This window comes from Micromonospora maris AB-18-032, from assembly GCF_000204155.1.
In the GTDB taxonomy this organism is placed as follows: domain Bacteria; phylum Actinomycetota; class Actinomycetes; order Mycobacteriales; family Micromonosporaceae; genus Micromonospora; species Micromonospora gifhornensis.
The window spans coordinates 4,855,501-4,874,684 of sequence record NC_015434.1 but is presented as its reverse complement, the minus strand read 5'-3'; the positions used below and the strand labels follow the sequence as shown (position 1 = coordinate 4,874,684).

The following is a 19,184-nucleotide window of genomic DNA, read 5'->3' as shown; positions in this document are numbered from 1 at the left end:
GCCGGCCGCCCGCACTTCGCCTGGCTCCAGCCGCCCGGCCACCGGTAACCGGCGTAATCCGGGCGTCACCCCACGACGTGTGCCCTACTCGGCCGCGCAGGCAGAGGTACCCCTCGCCCCCTTTGCTCTGCTTCAACCGACGCACCGATTTGCCCCCAGATTTGGTGCGTGGAGTGAAGCAGAGCAAAGGGGGCGAGGTGGGGAGTGGTGCCCAGGTGGGCAAGCGATGGTCCGGGTGGGGGAGCGGTGGCTCGGGTGGGGAGGGGCCTGAGGCGGGGGAGCGGGCGAGGGTGTCGTCTCATTGACTGATCGGGGGCTTGACCGCGGGCCCTTCAATGCCGCATTGTCGACCAAGTTGATAGGAGTTGCCGAAAAGTTGGGGGGCGGCTGTGCGCAAGCTGCTGGTCATCGCGCTCGTCGGGCTTGCCGCCCAACTGGTCGACGGGGCACTCGGCATGGCGTACGGGCTGACCTCCTCCACGTTGCTGCTCCTGGTCGGGGTTGCGCCGGCCGCCGCGTCCGCCTCGGTGCACCTGGCCGAGATCGGCACCACCCTCGCCGCCGGCACCGCCCACTGGCGGTTCGGCAACGTCGACTGGCGAGTGGTGACCCGCATCGCCATCCCCGGCGCGGTCGGTGCGTTCGCGGGTGCCACCTTCCTCAGTTCGCTCTCCACCGAGGCAGCCGCCCCGTGGATGGCCGCGATCCTGTTCACGCTCGGGGCGTACCTGCTGGTGCGCTTTTCCCGGCCGTTGCGCCGCAATCCGGCGGCCGGGCAGCTGCGCGGGCGGTTCCTCGGGCCCCTCGGGCTGGTCGCCGGGTTCGTCGACGCCACCGGCGGCGGCGGATGGGGGCCGGTCGCCACGCCGGCCCTGCTGGTCAGCGGGCGGATGGAGCCCCGCAAGGTGATCGGCTCGGTGGACACCTCCGAGTTCCTCGTCGCGGTCTCGGCCAGCCTCGGCTTCCTCATCGGCCTGGGCACCGAGGGGTTCCTGCTGCCGATCGTGCTCGCCCTGCTCATCGGTGGTCTGATCGCCGCACCGATCGCCGCCTGGCTGGTGCGCATCGTGCCCGCCCAGATGCTCGGCGCGGCCGTCGGCGGCGTGATCGTGTTGACCAACGCCCGCATCCTGATGCGCACCGCCGAGCTGGAGGGCTCCCTGCCGGTGCTGGTCTACGTGCTGCTGGCGGCCGGTTGGGTCACCGCCCTGGTGCTGGCGGTGCGGCTGGTGCTGCGGGCCCGCCGTCAGCGGGCGACCGCCGCAGCGGCCAGCCTCCAGACGGCCAGCACCGACGGAGCTGACCCGGGTGCGGCGGCGGCCCAGGAGGTCACCGCACTCTCCGGCGCCGACCGCTGATCCGACCATCCCCGCAGGGCGTCAGTCGGCCAGGGCTGCCGCCTGCGAGATCAGCTCCCACGCCTCGTCGACATGGGTCTCGGTGGTCTGCGGCGCGCCGACCGCCAGGCGTAGCGTGTGCCGGCCGGCCACCCGGGTGTGCGTCAGATAGACCCGGCCGGTGCTGTTGACCGCCGCCAGCAGGCGTTCGTTCGGCCCGTCCGGGCCGCGCAACCGGAAACACACCAGGCTGTACGGGTGCGGGGCGACCAGTTCGAACCGGTTGTCGGCGCGTACCCGGTCGGCGAACCGGGCGGCCAGTGCCACCCCGTGCCGGATGTGCGCGCGCAGACCCTCGACGCCGTACCAACGCAGCACGAACCACAGTTTCAGGGCACGGAACCGTCGACCCAGCGGCACCTGCCAGTCCCGGTAGTCGATCACCGCGCCGGATTCGGTGGCGGCGTTGCGCAGGTACTCCGGCAGCACGGTCAACGCCTGCACCAGCTCAGCCGCGTCGGCCACCCAGAAGGCATCGCAGTCGAAGCCGGTGAGCAGCCACTTGTGCGGGTCGAAGCAGTAGGAGTCGGCGTACTCCAGACCGGCGTGGCCGAACCGCAGCTCCGGGCAGATCGCCGCCGCCCCGGCGTACGCGGCGTCGACGTGCAGGAACACCCGGTGCTCGGCGCAGATCGGGCCGATCTGCGGCAGCGGGTCGATCGCCGTGGTGGAGGTGGTGCCCACGGTCGCCACCACCAGGGCCGGCACCACCCCGGCGGCCCGGTCCGCCTCGATCGCCGCCCGCAGCGCCGCCGGTGACATGGCCCGGGTCACCGGATCCACCTCGATCAGCCGTACCCCGTCCACGCCCAGCCCGGCGATCCTGGCCGCCTTCTCGATCGACGAGTGCGCCTCGGTCGACGCGTACACCCGGTAGCGGCGGTCGACGCCCACCTCGCGCCACCGCCCGCCGCCGGCCCGGTGCAGGGCGACCAGGGTGGCGACAAGCGTGGCCGACGAGGCCGAGTCCTGGATGACCCCGCCGCCGGTGCCGGTGGAGCGGAACCGGGCCGGCAGGTCCAACGCCTGGGCCAGCCAGTCGAGCATCACCGTCTCCAGCTCGGTGCAGGCCGGTCCGGTGGCCCAGAGCATGCCCTGTACGCCGAGACCCGCACTGACCAGGTCACCCAGCACGCTGGGACCGCTGGTGTTGGCCGGGAAGTACCCGAAGAAGCCCGGATGCTGCCAGTGGGTCAACCCGGGTGCGACCAGCTTGTCCAGGTCGGCGAGGACGGACTCGACGGGTTCGCCCTCCGCCGGCGCAGCGGTCGGCAGCCCGGCCGCCACCGTGCCGGGCCGGTCCTGGGAGGTCACCGGGCGCTCGGCAACGGTGGCCCAGTAGTCGGCGATCCAGTCGACGACCGCGTACCCGGCCTGACGGAACTCCTCCGGTGTCATGTGCGCTGCCACGGGGGAAGTTGACCAAAAGGGCTGGGCCTGGGGCAAGCTGTGGCCGACCGATTGTGTGCCGAAAACGCGTGCCCTAGCATCGCAGCTGCGCGGGAACCAAACTACCGACGTCGATGCGTCGGGATCTCTGCCGCCAGCGCGGCACCCGCCGGCAACGGGCACGCCGGCGACGCCACCACTGCCGCGCGCCCGACCTCCACCGGAGGACCTTCATGCCCCGCACCGTCCGTCGGGTCATCGTGCTCGCCACCGCCACGGCAACCACCCTCGCCGCCGGCGTACTGACCACTCTGACCGCCTCGGCCGCCGCCACCGGCTGCCGGGTCGACTACCGCATCACCAACCAGTGGGGCGGCGGCTTCGGCGCCGACGTCACCGTCACCAACCTCGGTGACCCGCTCAACGGCTGGACGCTGACCTGGGCCTGGCCCGCCGGTCAGCAGGTCACCCAGGCGTGGAACGCCACCGTCAGCCAGTCCGGCGCGCAGGTCAGCGCCCGCAACGTCGACTACAACGCCACGATCGGCACCAACGCCAGCACCGGCTTCGGGTTCAACGGCTCGTGGACCGGCACCAACCCGGTGCCCACCAGCTTCGCCCTCAACGGCACGACCTGCACCGGCGCCACCACCCCGACCACCCCGCCGCCTCCGACCACCCCACCGCCCACGACCCCACCGCCCACGACCCCGCCACCGACCACCCCACCGCCGACGACTCCACCACCGACCACTCCGCCGCCCGGGTCGATGCAGGCGGAGAACCTGGACCGGGGACTGGTCAGTGTCCGTTCCGGGTCGGCCAACCTGGTCTCCTGGCGGCTGCTGGGCACCGAGACCACCGGGGTGGCGTTCAACCTCTACCGGGGCGGCACCCGGGTGAACGCCAGCCCGATCACCGGGGCCACCAACTACCTGGACAGCGGGGCCGCCGCCGGTGCCGCGTACACCGTGCGGGCCGTGGTGGGCGGCGTCGAACAGGCCGACTCCGCCCCGGCGGTGCAGTTCCCGGCCGGCTACCTCGACGTACCGTTGCAGGTCCCGCCGGGCGGCACCACACCCAGCGGTGAGGCGTACAGCTACTCGGCCAACGACGCCAGCGTCGGCGACCTCGACGGCGACGGCCGGTACGAGTTCGTGCTCAAGTGGGAGCCGTCCAACGCCAAGGACAACTCGCAGTCCGGCTACACCGGCAACGTCTACGTCGACGCGTACACCCTCACCGGCGCCCGGCTGTGGCGCATCGACCTGGGTCGCAACATCCGGGCCGGCGCCCACTACACCCAGTTCCAGGTGTACGACTACGACGGTGACGGCCGTGCCGAAGTCGCCATGAAGACCGCGGACGGCACCCGCTCCGGCACCGGACAGGTCATCGGCAACTCCAGCGCCGACCACCGCAACTCCAGCGGCTACGTGCTCGCCGGTCCGGAGTACCTGACCATGTTCGACGGCCGTACCGGCGCCGCCCTCTCCACCGTCAACTACGACCCGCCCCGCGGCACCGTCTCCTCCTGGGGCGACTCGTACGGCAACCGGGTCGACCGGTTCCTCGCGGCCACCGCCTACCTCGACGGTCAACGCCCCTCACTGATCATGGCCCGGGGCTACTACACCCGCGCGGTCATCGCCGCCTGGGACTTCCGCAACGGCAGCCTCACCAAGCGGTGGACCTTCGACTCCAACGCCAGCGGCAACGGCGCCGCCGCCGGGCAGGGCAACCACAACCTGTCCGTGGCCGACGTCGACGCAGACGGCCGACAGGAAATCGTCTACGGTGCCGCCACCATCGACGACAACGGTCGACTGCTGCACTCCACCGCCACCGGCCACGGCGACGCCATGCACGTCGGCGACCTCGACCCGTCCCGCGCCGGCCTGGAGGTCTTCAAGGTCAACGAGGACGGCAGCAAGCCCAGCTCCTACCTCGCCGACGCCCGCACCGGGCAGCTCATCTGGTCCACCCCGGCCAGCGGGGACAACGGACGGGGCGTCTCCGGCGACATCTGGGCCGGCAGCCCCGGCGCCGAATCCTGGTCGTCGGCGGTCAGCGGCCTGAGCAACACCCGAGGCCAGAACGTCGGCCGCAAACCCTCCTCGACCAACTTCCTGATCTGGTGGGACGGCGACCCGGTACGCGAACTGCTCGACGCCACCCGCATCGACAAGTACGGCCCCAACGGCGACACCCGCCTGCTCACCGGGGCCGACGTGGCCTCGAACAACGGCACCAAGGCCACCCCCGCACTGTCCGCCGACATCCTCGGCGACTGGCGGGAAGAGGTCATCTGGCGCACCAGCGACAGCCGGGCGCTGCGGATCTACAGCACACCCACCCCGACGAACACCCGCATCCACACGCTTATGCACGACCTGCAGTACCGGGTCGCCGTCGCCTGGCAGAACACCGCCTACAACCAGCCGCCGCACCCGAGCTTCTTCCTCGGCGACGGGATGGCCGTCCCGCCCGCTCCGCGCATCTACCTGCGCTGACGCCGGAAAGCTGGGGCCGGAAAGCTGGGGTCTGGAGAAAGGGACAGGCACCGGGCCGCAATCGCGGAATCCGCTCAACTGCGGCCCGGTGCCCCACACCGCGGCACCCCCGACCCGTCCCGACCGGAGAGTGCCGTACCACCACCGGATATGAATCTAAGCGCACTCCGCGTCGCGGGGGTGACGCTCCCATGAAGATCGTGTTTCACGGCACAGAACCGCTGTGACCTGGGCCACCGTCGCCGGCACGCCAGACCTGCCCGGCCCGCGCCCCACGCCTGTGCCTTCACTCAGCGTCGCAGGCCCCCGGCGACCCGCTCGGCGATCAACTCGAACGAACGCACCCGGTCGTCGATGTCGTACACCATCGTGGTGAGCATCAACTCGTCCGCCCCGGTACGCGCCAGCAGATCGCCCAACTGCCGGGCCACCGTCTCCGGCGAACCGGTCGCCTGCCCCTCACGCCGCTGCGCCACGAACTCCCGCTCCAGATCGGTGTACGGGTACGCCGCCGCCTCCTCGGGCGAGGCCAGCGGCTCCGGCCGCCCGGCACGCAACCGCAGGAACGACAACCCGGCCGGCCCCGCCAACCACTCGGCCCGCTCGTCGGTCTCCGCACAGACCGCGTTCACCGCCACCATCGCGTACGGCTGCTCCAGCCACCGCGACGGGCGGAAACTCTGCCGGTACAACGCCAACGCCGGCAGCGTGTGCTGCCCGCTGAAGTGATGCGCGAACGAGAACGGCAACCCCAACGCGCCGGCCAACTGGGCGCTGAACCCGCTGGAGCCCAACAGCCACACCGCCGGCCGCTGACCGCGCCCCGGCGAGGCCATGATCCGTCCCGACCGGTCCTCGTCGAAGAAGTCCATCAACGCGGCCAACTCCTGGGGGAACTTCTCCGCCGACAGCCCCTCCATCGTCCGGCGCAACGCCAGCGCGGTCACCTGATCCGTGCCCGGCGCCCGCCCGATGCCCAGGTCGATGCGGCCCGGATGCAGCGCCTCCAGGGTGCCGAACTGCTCGGCCACCACCAGCGGCGCGTGGTTGGGCAGCATCACCCCACCCGAACCCAGCCGGATCCGGCTGGTGTGTGCGGCCAGATGGGCGATCAGCACCGCCGGCGCCGACGACGCGATCGCCGGCATGTTGTGGTGCTCGGCCACCCAGAACCGGTGATAGCCCAGTTCGTCGGTGCGCCGCGCCAACTCGGTGGTGTGCCGCAACGCCTCACCGGCGGAGGCGCCGGCGGCGACGGGGGCGAGGTCCAGAACAGAAAGCGGTACGTCGATCACAGCGGCTGCCAACCCGCGAGATGCCGGTTTTGTTCCCGCCGGGACCTGGACGTGATCAGCCCGACCCGCGCGCCTGCTCGAAGATCAGGCTGGTCTGGGTGTGCTGCACCGCCGGATCCACCGCCAGATGATCCAGTACGAAGTCCCGCAGCGCCTCGGCCGAGGCGGCCCGCACATGCAGCACGTAATCCTCCGCCCCCGCCACGTGGAACACCGACACCACCCCCGGTAGCCGCACCGAACGGGCCCGGAAGGCGTCCACCGCCGCCCGCGCGTGCTCGGTCAGCCGTACCGACACCAGCGCCTGCAACGGCAGACCCAGCGCGGCCGGATCCACGTCCGCGTAGAACCCGCGGATCGCCCCGCTCTCCCGCAACGCCCGGGTACGCGCCAGACAGGTCGACGGGGCCACCCCCACCCGCTCGGCCAGGGCGTTGTTCGGCAGCCGCCCGTCGGCGGACAACTCCGTCAGGATCGCGCGGTCGGTGTCGTCGAGGCCGGTGAACGGCCGTAGAACATTCGATGCGGGGGGCATGAAGTGATCTTCCATCGAACAAGTGCGCACCGGGAAGGGGGTCGTTACGAATTAGTTTCGAATCTGTTGCCAAAGATGAACCGGTCATTCGATCCTTGCGGCATGACGACCGTGGACACCCGAGCCGTGCACGCCGGCCGTGAAGACCTCACCGGCCTCGGCGTCCACGTGCCGCCCATCGACCTGTCGACCACCAACCCCCTGCCCTCGGTCGACGGCGGCGGCGACGCGTACGAGGCACTCGCCACCGGCAACCCACTACCCGCCGGCGCCAGCGCCGTCTACCAACGGCTCTGGAACCCCACCGTGGCCCGCTTCGAAACCGCCCTCGCCGAACTGGAAGGCACCGCCGAGGCCGTCGCCTACGCCAGCGGCATGGCCGCCCTCACCGCCGCCGTACTCGCCGCCACCCGCGACGGCAGACGCCACCTGGTCGCCGTACGCCCCCTCTACGGCGGCACCGACCACATCCTGGCCACCGGCCTGCTCGGCACCGAGGTCACCTGGGCCCGACCCGACCAGGTCGCCGCCGCCATCCGCCCGGACACCGCCCTGGTGATCGCCGAAACCCCGGCCAACCCCACCCTCGACCTGCTCGACATCGCCGCCCTGGCCGAAGCCGCCGGGGACGTGCCGCTGCTGATCGACAACACCGTCGCCACCCCGATCCTCCAACAACCCGCCCGGCACGGCGCCCGGCTCGTGCTGCACAGCGCCACCAAGAGCATCGGCGGCCACGGCGACGTCCTCGCCGGAGTGGTCGCCTGCGACACCGAATGGGCCGCCCGGCTACGTCAGGTCCGCGCCGTCACCGGCGCCATCCTGCACCCCCTCGGCGGCTACCTGCTGCACCGTGGCCTGCAGACCCTGCCGCTGCGAGTCCGCGCCCAGCAGGCCGGTGCGGAGAAACTCGCCGCCTGGCTCAGTGAACACCCCGCCGTCACCCGGGTACACCACCCCGGCCTCGACGACCCCGCCGGGCTCGTCGGCCGGCAGATGTCCGGCCCCGGCAGCCTGCTCGCCTTCGAGGTACGCGGCGGCGCCCCCGCCGCCGCAGCCGTCGCCGGCACCTGCCAGCTCATCACCCACGCGGTCTCGCTCGGCGGAGTCGACACCCTCATCCAGCACCCGGCATCGCTGACCCACCGACCCGTCGAGGGCGACGCCAAACCCGCCGCCGCCCTGCTGCGCCTCTCCGTCGGCCTGGAGGACCCCGAGGACCTGCGCGAAGACCTGGCCCGGGCGCTCGCCGCAACCTGACACCCGGCCGCGCCGCCACGGACGGTCCGGGGTTCACGACTTCGGGCCGACGTGGCGGTCCAGTGCGGCGACCGCCTCGCGGCGCGCGACCGAGAGACTGTTGCGGCGGTTCATCGCCCACGCGATGCCGAGCAGGTCCAGCGCCCACTGGCACAGGCCCATGATGTCGGAGGACTCGTTGACGAACATGTAGCGGGGGTAGGCGTACTCCCGGCCCCTGACGGTGACCCGGTTCGACACCCGACAACCGTCGGAGTGGAAGAGCCCACGTACGAAGTGGCCTGCGTGGGAGGTCAGGATGTCGCGCTGCCAGGCGGCAAGGACGATGGGTCGCTGGTGCTTCTTTCCCGGGCCGTGCTGCGGGATGAGGCACGGCCAGTGCTTGCCGGTGCTCTGCACCGCCACACAGCCCTGCTTCTGAATCCGTTGGATCCGGTTCGCGAGTACGGCTCTCATCGCGGCATCGCATGCCTCGATCAGGTTCGGCCAGGTGTCGGTGCAATAGATGCGCAGCACCGGCACCCGGTCACTCGTGACGAGATGCCCGTCGCCGAGGTAGAGGCCGAGCAGGTAGGCGTACGCGGTGGGATCGGTGGGACCCGTCAACTCCGGCCGGCAGCGGAAACAGCGGACGGCGCTGTTGACCTGGGTCGGCTCGGGCCGGTCGACGCACCAGTGCCACACCGTGGTGTAGGGCAGGTCCAGGCTGCGGGCTACCGAGCGGATGTTGTGGCCTCGGGCGCGCAGTGCACGAACCCGCGCCCGGATCTCCGGTGGATGCACATCGACATCCTCGAACGCCTGTATGACAAAGTGCCGGGAGCGGGATTCGAACCCGCAAGCCCTTTCGGGCAGAAGTGTTTGAGACTTCCGTGTATGCCGTTCCACCATCCCGGCGAGTGAGGCTTACTGTACCCGACTACTCTCGTGCGAGAGCATGGGTGGGTAGCCGTGCAGGAAACGATGGTGGGAGTGGCTCGTGGCCGAGACGCAGACGGATGCCGCGCGCAGGCGGGTACTGATCGCCGAGGACGAGGCGCTGATCCGGCTGGACCTGGCCGAGATGCTGGCCGAGGAGGGCTACGAGGTGGTCGGGGAGGCCGGCGACGGCGAGACCGCCGTCCGGCTGGCCGAGGAGCTCAAGCCCGATCTGGTGATCCTCGACATCAAGATGCCGATCATGGACGGGCTGGCCGCCGCTGAGCGGATCGCCGGGTCCCGGATCGCTCCGGTGATCATTCTGACCGCCTTCAGTCAGCGTGACCTGGTCGAGCGGGCGCGGGCGGCAGGTGCGATGGCGTACCTGGTCAAGCCGTTCCAGAAGAGCGATCTGGTGCCGGCGGTGGAGATCGCGCTGTCCCGCTACTCGGAGATCGCCGCGTTGGAGGCCGAGGTCGCCGGGCTGACCGACCGGTTGGAGGTCCGTAAGACCGTCGAGCGGGCCAAGGGTGCGCTGATGACCACGTACAACATGACCGAGCCGCAGGCCTTCAAGTGGATCCAGCGTACGGCGATGGATCACCGGATGACCATGAAGGAGGTCTCCGAGCGGATTCTCGCCGAGACCGCCGGCGGTGAGGTGACGCAGCCGGCTCCCTGAGTCGGCTTTGCGACGGGCGCGGCGAGGGGCCGGGGTCGATAGCATCGATCCGTGGTGATCCGGCGGTGGGTCGCGGTCGTCGCCGCCGTGGCGGTGACGTCGGCCGGCTGCTCCCGACCGGCCGCCGAGCCCGCCGAGCCGGCGCCGGTGCGCCCGGCCTGGCAGGCGATGGCCTTGCCGGCGACGTCCGGGGACTCCGCCCGGCTCCTGGTTCGGGACGCGACCGTCTGCGCCGGGCGGTGGTACGCCGTCGGTGCGCTCGCCGATCCGGCGGGACGGAACGCACCGGCCGTCTGGTCCACGGTGGATGGTCTGATCTGGTCACCGATCCGGCTTGTGCCGTCGAGTGTGTACGGTGCCCGGCACGTGCTCTACGCGGTGGCCTGCCGGGATGCCCGGTTGGTGGCGTTGGGCGCGGCGAGCGGTGGCGCGCACGGGAATCCGCGTACCGCCACCTGGATGCTGCACCCGGACGGCGCGTTACGTGAGGTGGGGGCCGGGTTCGAATTGTTCGGCGGGCCGCGGGCGGTGAGTGTGTCCCGGGTGGCGGCCGGGCCGCGGGAGTGGCTGCTGGTGGGTGCCCGGGTGGCCGGGGCGGCGGTGTGGAGTTCCGGTGATGGTGAGCGTTTCGCGGTGCACGAGGCGTTGCCGGAGCTGGCCAGCGATGATCGGGGTCGGACGGTGGCGTACGACGCGGTGGCGGTGCCCTCGGGCTGGGTGTTGGTGGGTGCGGTGTTGACGCCGGGTGCCGTGCCGGTGGCGTGGACGTCGTCGGATGCGCGGGTGTGGCGGCGGGCGGTGTTGCCGGGAGTGGACGGTCCGGGTCAGGCGCAGCGGGTGGTGGCCGCCGACGGCGCGGTGCTGGCGGTCGGTCCGGTGCGTACGGGCTTCGGGGTGTGGCGGTTGGCGGAGCCGGGTTGGCGGTGGGTCGGCGGGTTCGGTGGTGGTCGGGGTGCGTTGTCGGTGCGTGCTCTGGTGGCTTCGGCCGGCCTGGTCGTGGCGGTGAGCATCGACGCTGATGGTCACCGTCTGTGGTGCTCGGATGATCTCGGGGAGTCGTGGCGCCCGGTGAACCTGCCGGTGGCGGTGCCGTCGGGGGATACGGGGCTGGTGGTGGCGCTCGAAGAAGGTCGGCTTATGGTGTTTGCGGATACGGGAGTCGGGTCTCGCGCCTGGTGGGCGCACCTCCCGGCGGGTTGCTGAAGGAAGATCATTCGGCAGCGGTTGTCACCGATAAAACGAAGGCGAATTGGCCTCGTGGCCGATCAATCAACGGTTCCCTCTTACAGCGATCGCACCCTATCCACCACGGCGTGTAACGGTTCGGTCAACGGCCCCTTCCGGGGCTTACGTCGTGCCTGCACCGTGGGATAACGTCCGGCCCCAGACCGGCGACGACGGTCTGGTTCGTCCGCCCCCGCAATGGCCAATTGGTAGCGGGTGGTTCGGGCCATGGGACTGAGGAGGGTTCGGGCCTTGAGGCAGAAGCTCGCACGTTTGGTCGGTGGGGTGGCGATCGCCGCGCTCGCCCTTGGCGGTACGGCCGCCTGCAAGTCTGACAGTGGAACCGACGAGGCCAGCGGCGGTGACGGCTGCGGCAGCAAGATCGCCTTCTTCGGCGCGCTGACCGGCCCGAACGCGGCCCTGGGCATCAACATGAACGGTGGCGTCAAGCTCGCCGTCGACAAGTACAACAAGGAGAACGCGGACTGCCAGGTGACCCTGGTGCCGCTGGACTCCCAGGGTAACCCGGAGCAGGCGCCGGGTCTGGCCCAGCAGGCGATCGACGACACCAAGATCCTCGGCATCGTCGGTCCGGCGTTCTCGGGTGAGTCGGAGGCGGCCAACCCGCTGTTCTCCGAGGCCGAGCTGGTGCACATCACCCCGTCGGCGACCCGGCCGAGCCTGGCCGACCAGGGCTGGAAGACCTTCTTCCGGGCGGTCGGCAGCGACTTCAGCCAGGGCCCGGCCGCCGGTCGGTACATCAAGGACGTGCTGAAGGCCGAGAAGGTCTTCGTCATCGACGACCAGTCCGCGTACGGCGCCGGCCTGGCCGACGAGGTCAAGAAGGTCCTCGGCGCGGCTGTTGTCGACAGCGACAAGGTCCAGGGCGACGGCAAGCAGAACGACTTCTCGGCGACCGTCACCAAGGTCAAGTCCTCGGGCGCGACCGCGATCTTCTACGGTGGCTACTACCAGGAGGCCGGCCTGATCCGCAAGCAGCTCACCGCTGCCGGCGTCACCGCCGTCCTGGTCGCCGGTGACGGCGTCAACGACGCCGCCTACATCGAGGGCGCCGGTGCGGCGGCGGCTGAGGGCACCATCCTCACCTGCCCCTGCCAGCCGGCCACCGAGGCGCGCGGCAGCTTCGTCGACGACTTCAAGGCCCTCAACGGCAGCGACCCGGGCACCTACAGCGACACCGCCTTCGACGCGGCGAACATCCTGCTCGCCGGTATCAAGGCCGGTAACACCACCCGCACCAAGATGCTGGAGTTCGTGAAGGGCTACAGCGGCGAGGGCGTGGCGGCGAGCTACAAGTTCACCGAGACCGGTGAGCTGGACCCGGCTCAGGTCAAGGTCTGGGCGTACAAGGTCGTGGGCGGCAAGGTCGTTCCGGACCAGGAGGTCCCGAAGGCCTGACCGGTCCCGTAACGGTTCCGCTGTGATCGTGGGGTGCGGCCGGGGAGCACCTTTCCCGGCCGCACCTTCACTGTCTTCCCTTCCTGTACGGAGTGCCCTTCCTTGAACTTCAACGCCCTATTCTCCGATTTCGGGGGATATACGATAACCGGGCTGACGGTGGGCGCCATTTATGCCCTCGTCGCGCTGGGTTACACGCTGGTCTACGGCGTGCTGAGACTCATCAACTTCGCCCACTCCGAGGTTTTCATCGCCGGTGCCTTCGCCGCGATCTGGGGTTGGGCCGCACTCGGTCTGGATCGTGACTCGGTAGCCAGCGGCTTCGGCTCGATCATCCTTTATCTTCTGGTCGGTGCGCTGATAGCCGCGGTGGCGTCCGCGGGCACCGCGACGGTGGTCGAACGGGTGGCGTACCGGCCGTTGCGTAAGCGCAACGCCCCACCGCTGGCCTTCCTGATCACCGCGATCGGCGCCTCGATCGCGATCGCCGAGGCGTTCGGCATCTACACCCGGCGGCTCCCGGTCGGTGCGCCCACCATCGTCAAACCCGACCTCGTGCTGTTCGAGGTCGCCGGTACCGAAGTGACCGTGGTGCAGGTGCTGGTCATCGTGTCGGCGCTGGCGATGATGGTCGCGCTGGACCTGTTCATCAACCGCAGCCGGATCGGTCGGGGCATCCGCGCGGTCGCGCAGGACCAGAACACCGCGGCGCTGATGGGCATCAACAAGGACCGGATCATCCTGGTGGTCTTCATCATCGGTGGTGTGATGGCCGGTGTCGCCGGGATGCTCTACGACATCCGGATCGGCACCCTGACCTACAGTGTCGGCTTCCTGCTCGGGTTGAAGGCGTTCACCGCGGCGGTTCTGGGCGGCATCGGCAACCTGCGCGGTGCGCTGGTCGGCGGCCTGCTGCTCGGCCTGGTCGAGAACTACGCGTCGGCCTTGTTCGGCGCGAACTGGAAGGACCTGGTCGCCTTCGTCGTCCTGGTCGTGCTGCTGATGTTCCGGCCGACCGGTCTGCTGGGCGAGTCGTTGGGGAGGGCCCGCGCATGACAAGCGTGAGGGAATGGATCGACTCGGGTCGCCACGCGGTCAGTGACCGCTGGCACAACGCACCCCGCTGGATGCGATGGGCCGTCATCGCGGCAGTGATCGTGTTCTTCTACGCATTGCCGAACCGGGAGTTCTACCAGTGGCTCGGGCCGATCCCGACCACCGGGTCGAACTTCGGGCAGGTGCTCTTCACCATCTCCATCTACGTGCTGCTGGCCGTCGGTCTGAACATCGTGGTCGGTTTCGCCGGCCTGCTCGACCTCGGCTACTTCGGCTTCTTCGCGGTCGGCGCGTACACGGTGGCGGTGTTGACGTCGCCGAGCAGTGACCTCAAGACGCTCTGGCCGTGGCTGTTGGCCCTGCCGGTGGCGCTCGTGCTCACCATGATCTCCGGCGTGATGCTGGGTACCCCGACGCTGCGGCTGCGGGGCGACTACCTGGCCATCGTGACCCTCGGTTTCGCCGAGATGATCCGGGTGGCGGCGACCAGCTCCGAGTTCCTCAAGGGGCAGCGGGGCTTCAACCAGATCCCGCACCCGCCGGGCAGCTACTCCGACGGCAAACCGATCTTCGGTGTGCTGGACCCGCGGCCGTACTACTGGCTGGTGCTGACGCTGATCATCCTGGTGGTCATCGGGGTGCGGAACCTCAACCGCAGCCGGGTCGGCCGGGCCTGGATCTCGATCCGTGAGGACGAGGACGCGGCGCAGCTGATGGGTGTGCCGACGTTCAAGTTCAAGCTCTGGGCGTTCGCCTCGGGTGCGTTCATCGGTGGTCTGGCCGGGGCGCTCTTCGCCGGCAAGCAGAACTTCGTCAGCTCGCAGAACCTGGAGCTGCTCAACTCGATCATCATTCTGGCCGCGGTCATTCTGGGCGGCTCGGGCAACATCGTCGGCGCGATCGTCGGTGGCGGCCTGGTGGCGTACATGATCGAGCGGTTCCGTGGCATCGAGTTCTTCGGCGTCGAGCTGTACGAGTACCGATTCATGTTCTTCGGCCTGGTGCTGGTGGTCATGATGATCTTCCGGCCGCAGGGCTTGATTCCGAACCGACGAAGGGCGGCGGAGTTCAAGGACCGTCGCAAGGAGGTGATCGTCGGTGGGTGAGACCGTGCAGAAGCCGACCGTTCCTGAGCAGGCCGGTGCCCCGGCGGTGGAGTCCACCGCCAAACGGGAGCCGCTGCTGGAGGTTGACCACGTCACGCTGCGTTTCGGTGGCGTGGTGGCCCTCAACGACGTGAACTTCACCCTCTACAAGGGTGAGATTCTCGGTCTGATCGGCCCCAACGGCGCCGGCAAGACCACCTGCTTCAACGCGATGACCGGCATCTACCAGCCCTCCGAGGGTGAGATCCGGTTCCGTGGTGAGCGGATCACCGGCAAGAAGAAGCACCACATCACCAAGATGGGCATGGCGCGGACGTTCCAGAACATCCGCCTGTTCCCGGAGATGACCGCGCTGGAGAACATCCAGGTGGGCGCGGACGCGCACCACAAGACCAGCGTCCTGTCCGCGCTGTTCCGGCTGCCCCGGCACCGCCGGGAGGAACGCGACGGGCTGCAGAAGGCCGAGCGGCTGCTGGAGTTCGTCGGCATCCCGCACCGGATGCACGACGCCGCCCGCAACCTGTCGTACGGCGAGCAGCGCCGGCTGGAGATCGCGCGGGCGCTGGCCACCGACCCGGTACTGCTCTGCCTGGACGAGCCGGCTGCCGGCTTCAACCCGGCCGAGAAGGAGGAGCTGCTCCAGCTCATCCGCAAGATCCGGGACCAGGGCATCACCGTGCTGCTCATCGAGCACGACATGCGTCTGGTCATGGGAGTGACCGACCGGATCGTCGTGCTGGAGTTCGGAAAGAAGATCGCTGATGGGCTCCCCGCCGAGGTGCGTGAGGATCACCGGGTGATCGCGGCTTACCTGGGGGTGCCGGATGACGACGCTGCTTGAGATCGAGGACGTCAGTCTGCTCTACGGGCGGATCAAGGCGCTGCACGGCATCAGCCTGACCGTCAACGAGGGTGAGATCGTGGCCCTGATCGGTGCCAACGGCGCCGGCAAGTCCACCACGATGCGGGCCATCTCCGGCATCCGGCCGATCGCCTCCGGGCGGATCGTGTTCAACGGTGAGGACATCAGCAAGCTCCGGGCCGACCTGCGGGTACGGCGTGGGCTGTGCCAGGCACCCGAGGGTCGGGGCATCTTCCCCGGCATGACGGTGATGGAGAACCTGGACATGGGTGCCTACACCCGGCGGGACCGCGCCGAGGTGGCCAAGGACCTGGCGAAGGTGCTGGATCTGTTCCCCCGGCTGGCCGAGCGGCGCAAGCAGGTCGGTGGCACGCTCTCCGGCGGTGAGCAGCAGATGCTGGCGGTGGGTCGGGCGTTGATGAGCCGGCCCAAGCTGCTGCTGCTCGACGAGCCGTCGATGGGTCTGGCGCCGATGCTGATCCAGCAGATCTTCAGCATCATCACGGAGATCAACCAGCAGGGCACCACGATCCTGCTGGTGGAGCAGAACGCACAGCAGGCTCTGGCTCGGGCGCACCGCGCGTACGTGCTGGAGACCGGCCGGATCGTCAAGGAAGGCAGTGGGGCCGACCTGCTGCACGACCCGGCCGTCAAAGAGGCCTACCTCGGCGTGGCCTGAACGGGCGTCACCCCTCTTCGCAAGGAGTACGACATGTTCAACCTCAAGGGTCGTCGCCGGGCCGTCATCGGTGTCGCTGGTGCGGCGCTGCTCACCCTCTCGATGGCGGCCTGCGGCGAGCAGGAGAGCAGCAACGAGCCCGGTACGGGTCCGTCCGTCTCGGCCGCGCCGGACAACGATCTCGCCGCCAAGGTGCCCGACGCGATCAAGGCCGACGGTGTGATCAAGGTTGGCACCGATGCGACGTACGCCCCGGCGGAGTTCCTGGACACCGACGGCAGCACCGTGATCGGCTTCGACGTGGAGCTGTTCAACGCGGTCGCGCAGAAGCTGGGCCTGAAGGCGGAGTACGAGTCGGCGCCGTTCGACGCGATCCTGCCGGGCGTGCAGTCCGGGAAGTACGAGATCGGGGTCTCCTCGTTCACCATCAACGCCGACCGGTTGCAGTCGGTGAACATGGTGAGCTACTTCTCCGCCGGCACCCAGTGGGCCACCAAGGCCGGTAACCCGGCTCAGGTGGACCCGGACAACGCCTGCGGCAAGAAGATCGCCGTGCAGGTCGGCACCGTGCAGCTCGACGACATCACCGCCCGGTCGAAGGCGTGCACCGACGCCGGCAAGCCGGAGATCACCATCGATCAGTACCAGGCGCAGAGCGACGCGACGGCCGCCGTGGTCAGCGGCAAGAACGACGCCATGCTGGCCGACTCGCCGGTCGGGGCGTACGCGGTGAAGCAGAGCAACGGCCAGCTGGAGGTGCTCGGCGACATCTACGAGTCGGCGCCGTACGGCTACGCGGTCCCCAAGGACCAGACCGCCTTCGCCGAGGTGCTGAAGGAGGCCGTGCAGGCGGTCATCGCCGACGGCAGCTACAAGGCGGCGCTGGAGAAGTGGGGCGTCGAGGGTGGGGCCATCACCACGTCGGAACTGAACCCCGCCGGCTGACATGTCAGTCGACACCGATTCACCCGAACGGGCACGGCCGGAACCCATCCAGGCCGTGCCCGTGCGGCATCCCGGGCGGTGGGTAGCCGTCGCCGTGATCGGGGTGCTGGTCGCCATGTTCGTGCACCTGCTGGTGACGAACGAGGCGTTCAACTGGTCGTTCATGATCGACAACATGTTCCGGCCGCCGATCATGGCCGGTGTCCGCGGCAGCCTCGCGCTGCTGGTGACGTCCATGCTGATCGGCATCGTGCTGGGTGTGGTCATCGCGATCATGCGCCTGTCGGGGAACCCGATCCTGCGCGGCGTCGCGTGGGCGTACACCTGGTTCTTCCGGGCGGTGCCCCGGTTGGTGCTGGCGATCCTCTTCGGCAACCTGGGCCTGCTGTGGTCCCGGATCGAGTTCGGGTTGCCCTTCGACCGGCAGATCGGCGCGCTGTTCGGGGTGCAGGACTTCCAGGCGCGGCTGTTCGGCTTCTCGGCGAGGGACCTGCTTACCGGTTTCGTCGCCGGCATGCTCGCGCTCGGGCTCTCCGAGGCCGCCTACATGGCGGAGATCGTCCGGGCCGGCATCCAGTCGGTCGACGAGGGACAGACCGAGGCGGCCCAGGCGCTGGGCATGACCCAGGGGCAGATCCTGCGCCGGATCGTCCTGCCGCAGGCCATGCGGGTGATCGTCCCGCCGACCGGCAACGAGACCATCGCGATGCTCAAGGACACCTCGCTGGTGGCCTTCGTGCCGGTCTCCACCGAGCTGTTCTTCCAGCTGAGAGCCGTCGGTAGCCGGACCTTCCAGGTCTTCCCGATGCTTGTCGCGGCGACCCTGTGGTACCTGCTGCTGAGCAGTGTGCTGCTGGTCGGGCAGTACTACCTGGAGCGGCACTTCGCCAGGGGCAGCGGTCGCGCCGGTCAGGCCAAGGCCCGGCTGCGGGGCATGGCGGTCGGTGGCGGCGGCGCCGCCGGAGGGGCAGGGGGCGTATGACGCAGGCGAGCGTGCCGGCCCAGGCCGGCGTCCCGGCCTCCGAGTCCGGGCCGATGGTACGAGCCGAACAGGTGCACAAGTCGTTCGGCTCGATCGAGGTGCTCAAGGGCATCGACCTTGAGGTACGCGCCGGGGAGGTGTGCTGCCTGCTCGGGCCCTCCGGCTCGGGCAAGTCGACCTTCCTGCGCTGCATCAACCACCTGGAGAAGATCAACGCTGGGCGGATCTGGGTGGACGGCGACCTGATCGGCTACCGGGAGCGGGGCGGCAAGCTGCACGAGATGCGGGAGAAGGAGGTCGCCGCCCAGCGTCAGGCCATCGGCATGGTGTTCCAGCGGTTCAACCTGTTCCCGCACAAGACCGCCCTGGAGAACGTCACCGAGGCGCCGCTGCTGGTGCGCAGGGAGAAGCGGGCCGAGGTCCGCGACCGGGCGGTGGCACTGTTGGAACGGGTCGGCCTGGGTGACAAGCTGGGCAACTACCCGAGCCAGCTCTCCGGTGGGCAGCAGCAGCGGGTGGCCATCGCCCGCGCCCTGGCCATGCAGCCCAAGCTGATGCTCTTCGACGAGCCGACCAGCGCGCTGGACCCGGAGCTGGTCGGCGAGGTCCTCGACGTGATGAAGGACCTGGCCCGCGACGGCATGACGATGATCGTGGTCACGCACGAGATCGGCTTCGCCCGCGAGGTCGGCGACTCCCTGGTCTTCATGGACGGCGGCGTGGTGGTCGAGCAGGGCAACCCCCGCGAGGTGATCGCCAACCCGCAACACGACCGCACCAAGGCCTTCCTGGCCAAGGTGCTCTGACCTGCCCTGCGTCGATCGTGGGGTTGGCGGCAGTTCATTGCCGCCGACCCCAGGATCAGCGGATGAGGGTGCCGCGAGGCGGCGGCGGGAGTTGTCGGCGGTACGGACTAGAGTCG

General features: G+C 69.6%; 17 protein-coding genes and 1 tRNA gene. 13 read left to right on the top strand and 5 right to left on the bottom strand.

The window, feature by feature from the left end; genetic code table 11:
- The first annotated feature begins 389 nt into the window (after positions 1 to 389).
- Positions 390 to 1,358, top strand: a complete 969-nt coding sequence (locus VAB18032_RS21425) for a sulfite exporter TauE/SafE family protein (protein WP_013735012.1) — start codon at positions 390 to 392, stop codon at positions 1,356 to 1,358.
- 21 nt (positions 1,359 to 1,379) lie between these two features.
- Here the strand turns inward: VAB18032_RS21425 and VAB18032_RS21420 are convergent, their stop codons facing one another.
- Positions 1,380 to 2,807, bottom strand: coding sequence for a pyridoxal-dependent decarboxylase (locus tag VAB18032_RS21420; protein WP_232510839.1), 1,428 nt, complete (start codon positions 2,805 to 2,807; stop codon positions 1,380 to 1,382).
- 212 nt (positions 2,808 to 3,019) lie between these two features.
- Between VAB18032_RS21420 and VAB18032_RS21415 the strand changes: the two genes are divergently transcribed.
- Complete coding sequence (locus tag VAB18032_RS21415) at positions 3,020 to 5,299, top strand: rhamnogalacturonan lyase family protein (protein WP_013735010.1); 2,280 nt, start codon at positions 3,020 to 3,022, stop codon at positions 5,297 to 5,299.
- Between the two features lie 290 nt (positions 5,300 to 5,589).
- Here the strand turns inward: VAB18032_RS21415 and VAB18032_RS21410 are convergent, their stop codons facing one another.
- Positions 5,590 to 6,594 carry an LLM class flavin-dependent oxidoreductase gene (locus VAB18032_RS21410; RefSeq protein WP_013735009.1) on the bottom strand — a complete coding sequence of 335 codons (1,005 nt, stop codon included), beginning with the start codon at positions 6,592 to 6,594 and terminating at the stop codon, positions 5,590 to 5,592.
- Positions 6,595 to 6,649: 55 nt separating this feature from the next.
- Positions 6,650 to 7,129, bottom strand: coding sequence for an Lrp/AsnC family transcriptional regulator (locus VAB18032_RS21405; RefSeq protein WP_013735008.1), 480 nt, complete (start codon positions 7,127 to 7,129; stop codon positions 6,650 to 6,652).
- Positions 7,130 to 7,231: 102 nt separating this feature from the next.
- Here VAB18032_RS21405 and VAB18032_RS21400 point away from each other — a divergent pair, with 102 nt between their 5' ends.
- Positions 7,232 to 8,389: a trans-sulfuration enzyme family protein gene (locus VAB18032_RS21400; RefSeq protein WP_086011293.1), complete on the top strand. Its 1,158-nt coding sequence runs from the start codon at positions 7,232 to 7,234 to the stop codon at positions 8,387 to 8,389.
- A 33-nt stretch (positions 8,390 to 8,422) separates the two neighbouring features.
- Here the strand turns inward: VAB18032_RS21400 and VAB18032_RS21395 are convergent, their stop codons facing one another.
- Both VAB18032_RS21395 and VAB18032_RS21390 read right to left on the bottom strand, forming a co-directional pair.
- Positions 8,423 to 9,172, bottom strand: a complete 750-nt coding sequence (locus tag VAB18032_RS21395; protein WP_013735006.1) for a hypothetical protein — start codon at positions 9,170 to 9,172, stop codon at positions 8,423 to 8,425.
- A gap of 31 nt (positions 9,173 to 9,203) precedes the next feature.
- Positions 9,204 to 9,286 (bottom strand) — tRNA-Leu (locus VAB18032_RS21390).
- A gap of 82 nt (positions 9,287 to 9,368) precedes the next feature.
- Between VAB18032_RS21390 and VAB18032_RS21385 the strand changes: the two genes are divergently transcribed.
- The 10 genes from VAB18032_RS21385 to VAB18032_RS21340 all read left to right on the top strand — a co-directional run bounded on the left by VAB18032_RS21385 (position 9,369) and on the right by VAB18032_RS21340 (position 19,068).
- On the top strand, positions 9,369 to 9,989 hold the full coding sequence (locus VAB18032_RS21385) for an ANTAR domain-containing response regulator (RefSeq protein ID WP_013735005.1): 621 nt from the start codon (positions 9,369 to 9,371) through the stop codon (positions 9,987 to 9,989).
- 51 nt (positions 9,990 to 10,040) lie between these two features.
- The gene (locus VAB18032_RS21380; protein WP_013735004.1) at positions 10,041 to 11,192 is read left to right on the top strand and encodes a hypothetical protein; all 1,152 of its coding nucleotides are present in this window, start codon (positions 10,041 to 10,043) and stop codon (positions 11,190 to 11,192) included.
- 273 nt (positions 11,193 to 11,465) lie between these two features.
- Positions 11,466 to 12,632 carry a branched-chain amino acid ABC transporter substrate-binding protein gene (locus VAB18032_RS21375; protein WP_013735003.1) on the top strand — a complete coding sequence of 389 codons (1,167 nt, stop codon included), beginning with the start codon at positions 11,466 to 11,468 and terminating at the stop codon, positions 12,630 to 12,632.
- 102 nt (positions 12,633 to 12,734) lie between these two features.
- On the top strand, positions 12,735 to 13,688 hold the full coding sequence (locus VAB18032_RS21370; protein ID WP_043721490.1) for a branched-chain amino acid ABC transporter permease: 954 nt from the start codon (positions 12,735 to 12,737) through the stop codon (positions 13,686 to 13,688).
- A complete protein-coding gene (locus VAB18032_RS21365) occupies positions 13,685 to 14,794 on the top strand; it encodes a branched-chain amino acid ABC transporter permease (protein WP_013735001.1) in 1,110 nt (369 codons plus the stop codon). The genes VAB18032_RS21370 and VAB18032_RS21365 overlap by 4 nt, the downstream gene beginning before the upstream one ends.
- A complete protein-coding gene (locus VAB18032_RS21360; RefSeq protein WP_013735000.1) occupies positions 14,787 to 15,635 on the top strand; it encodes an ABC transporter ATP-binding protein in 849 nt (282 codons plus the stop codon). The genes VAB18032_RS21365 and VAB18032_RS21360 overlap by 8 nt, the downstream gene beginning before the upstream one ends.
- The gene (locus VAB18032_RS21355) at positions 15,619 to 16,335 is read left to right on the top strand and encodes an ABC transporter ATP-binding protein (RefSeq protein WP_013734999.1); all 717 of its coding nucleotides are present in this window, start codon (positions 15,619 to 15,621) and stop codon (positions 16,333 to 16,335) included. Before VAB18032_RS21360 ends, VAB18032_RS21355 begins: the two co-directional genes overlap by 17 nt.
- A 33-nt stretch (positions 16,336 to 16,368) precedes the next feature.
- A complete protein-coding gene (locus VAB18032_RS21350; RefSeq protein ID WP_013734998.1) occupies positions 16,369 to 17,280 on the top strand; it encodes an ABC transporter substrate-binding protein in 912 nt (303 codons plus the stop codon).
- Position 17,281: 1 nt separating this feature from the next.
- On the top strand, positions 17,282 to 18,262 hold the full coding sequence (locus tag VAB18032_RS21345) for an amino acid ABC transporter permease (protein ID WP_013734997.1): 981 nt from the start codon (positions 17,282 to 17,284) through the stop codon (positions 18,260 to 18,262).
- A complete protein-coding gene (locus tag VAB18032_RS21340; RefSeq protein ID WP_043721485.1) occupies positions 18,259 to 19,068 on the top strand; it encodes an amino acid ABC transporter ATP-binding protein in 810 nt (269 codons plus the stop codon). The genes VAB18032_RS21345 and VAB18032_RS21340 overlap by 4 nt, the downstream gene beginning before the upstream one ends.
- Positions 19,069 to 19,184 lie beyond the last annotated feature (116 nt).

Coding starts and splice junctions, on each gene's coding strand:
- VAB18032_RS21415 (WP_013735010.1), top strand. CDS start 3,020: ATGCCCCGCACCGTCCGTCGGGTCATCGTGCTCGCCACCGCCACGGCA.
- VAB18032_RS21405 (WP_013735008.1), bottom strand. CDS start 7,129: ATGCCCCCCGCATCGAATGTTCTACGGCCGTTCACCGGCCTCGACGAC.
- VAB18032_RS21355 (WP_013734999.1), top strand. CDS start 15,619: ATGACGACGCTGCTTGAGATCGAGGACGTCAGTCTGCTCTACGGGCGG.
- VAB18032_RS21345 (WP_013734997.1), top strand. CDS start 17,282: ATGTCAGTCGACACCGATTCACCCGAACGGGCACGGCCGGAACCCATC.
- VAB18032_RS21365 (WP_013735001.1), top strand. CDS start 13,685: ATGACAAGCGTGAGGGAATGGATCGACTCGGGTCGCCACGCGGTCAGT.
- VAB18032_RS21340 (WP_043721485.1), top strand. CDS start 18,259: ATGACGCAGGCGAGCGTGCCGGCCCAGGCCGGCGTCCCGGCCTCCGAG.
- VAB18032_RS21400 (WP_086011293.1), top strand. CDS start 7,232: ATGACGACCGTGGACACCCGAGCCGTGCACGCCGGCCGTGAAGACCTC.
- VAB18032_RS21350 (WP_013734998.1), top strand. CDS start 16,369: ATGTTCAACCTCAAGGGTCGTCGCCGGGCCGTCATCGGTGTCGCTGGT.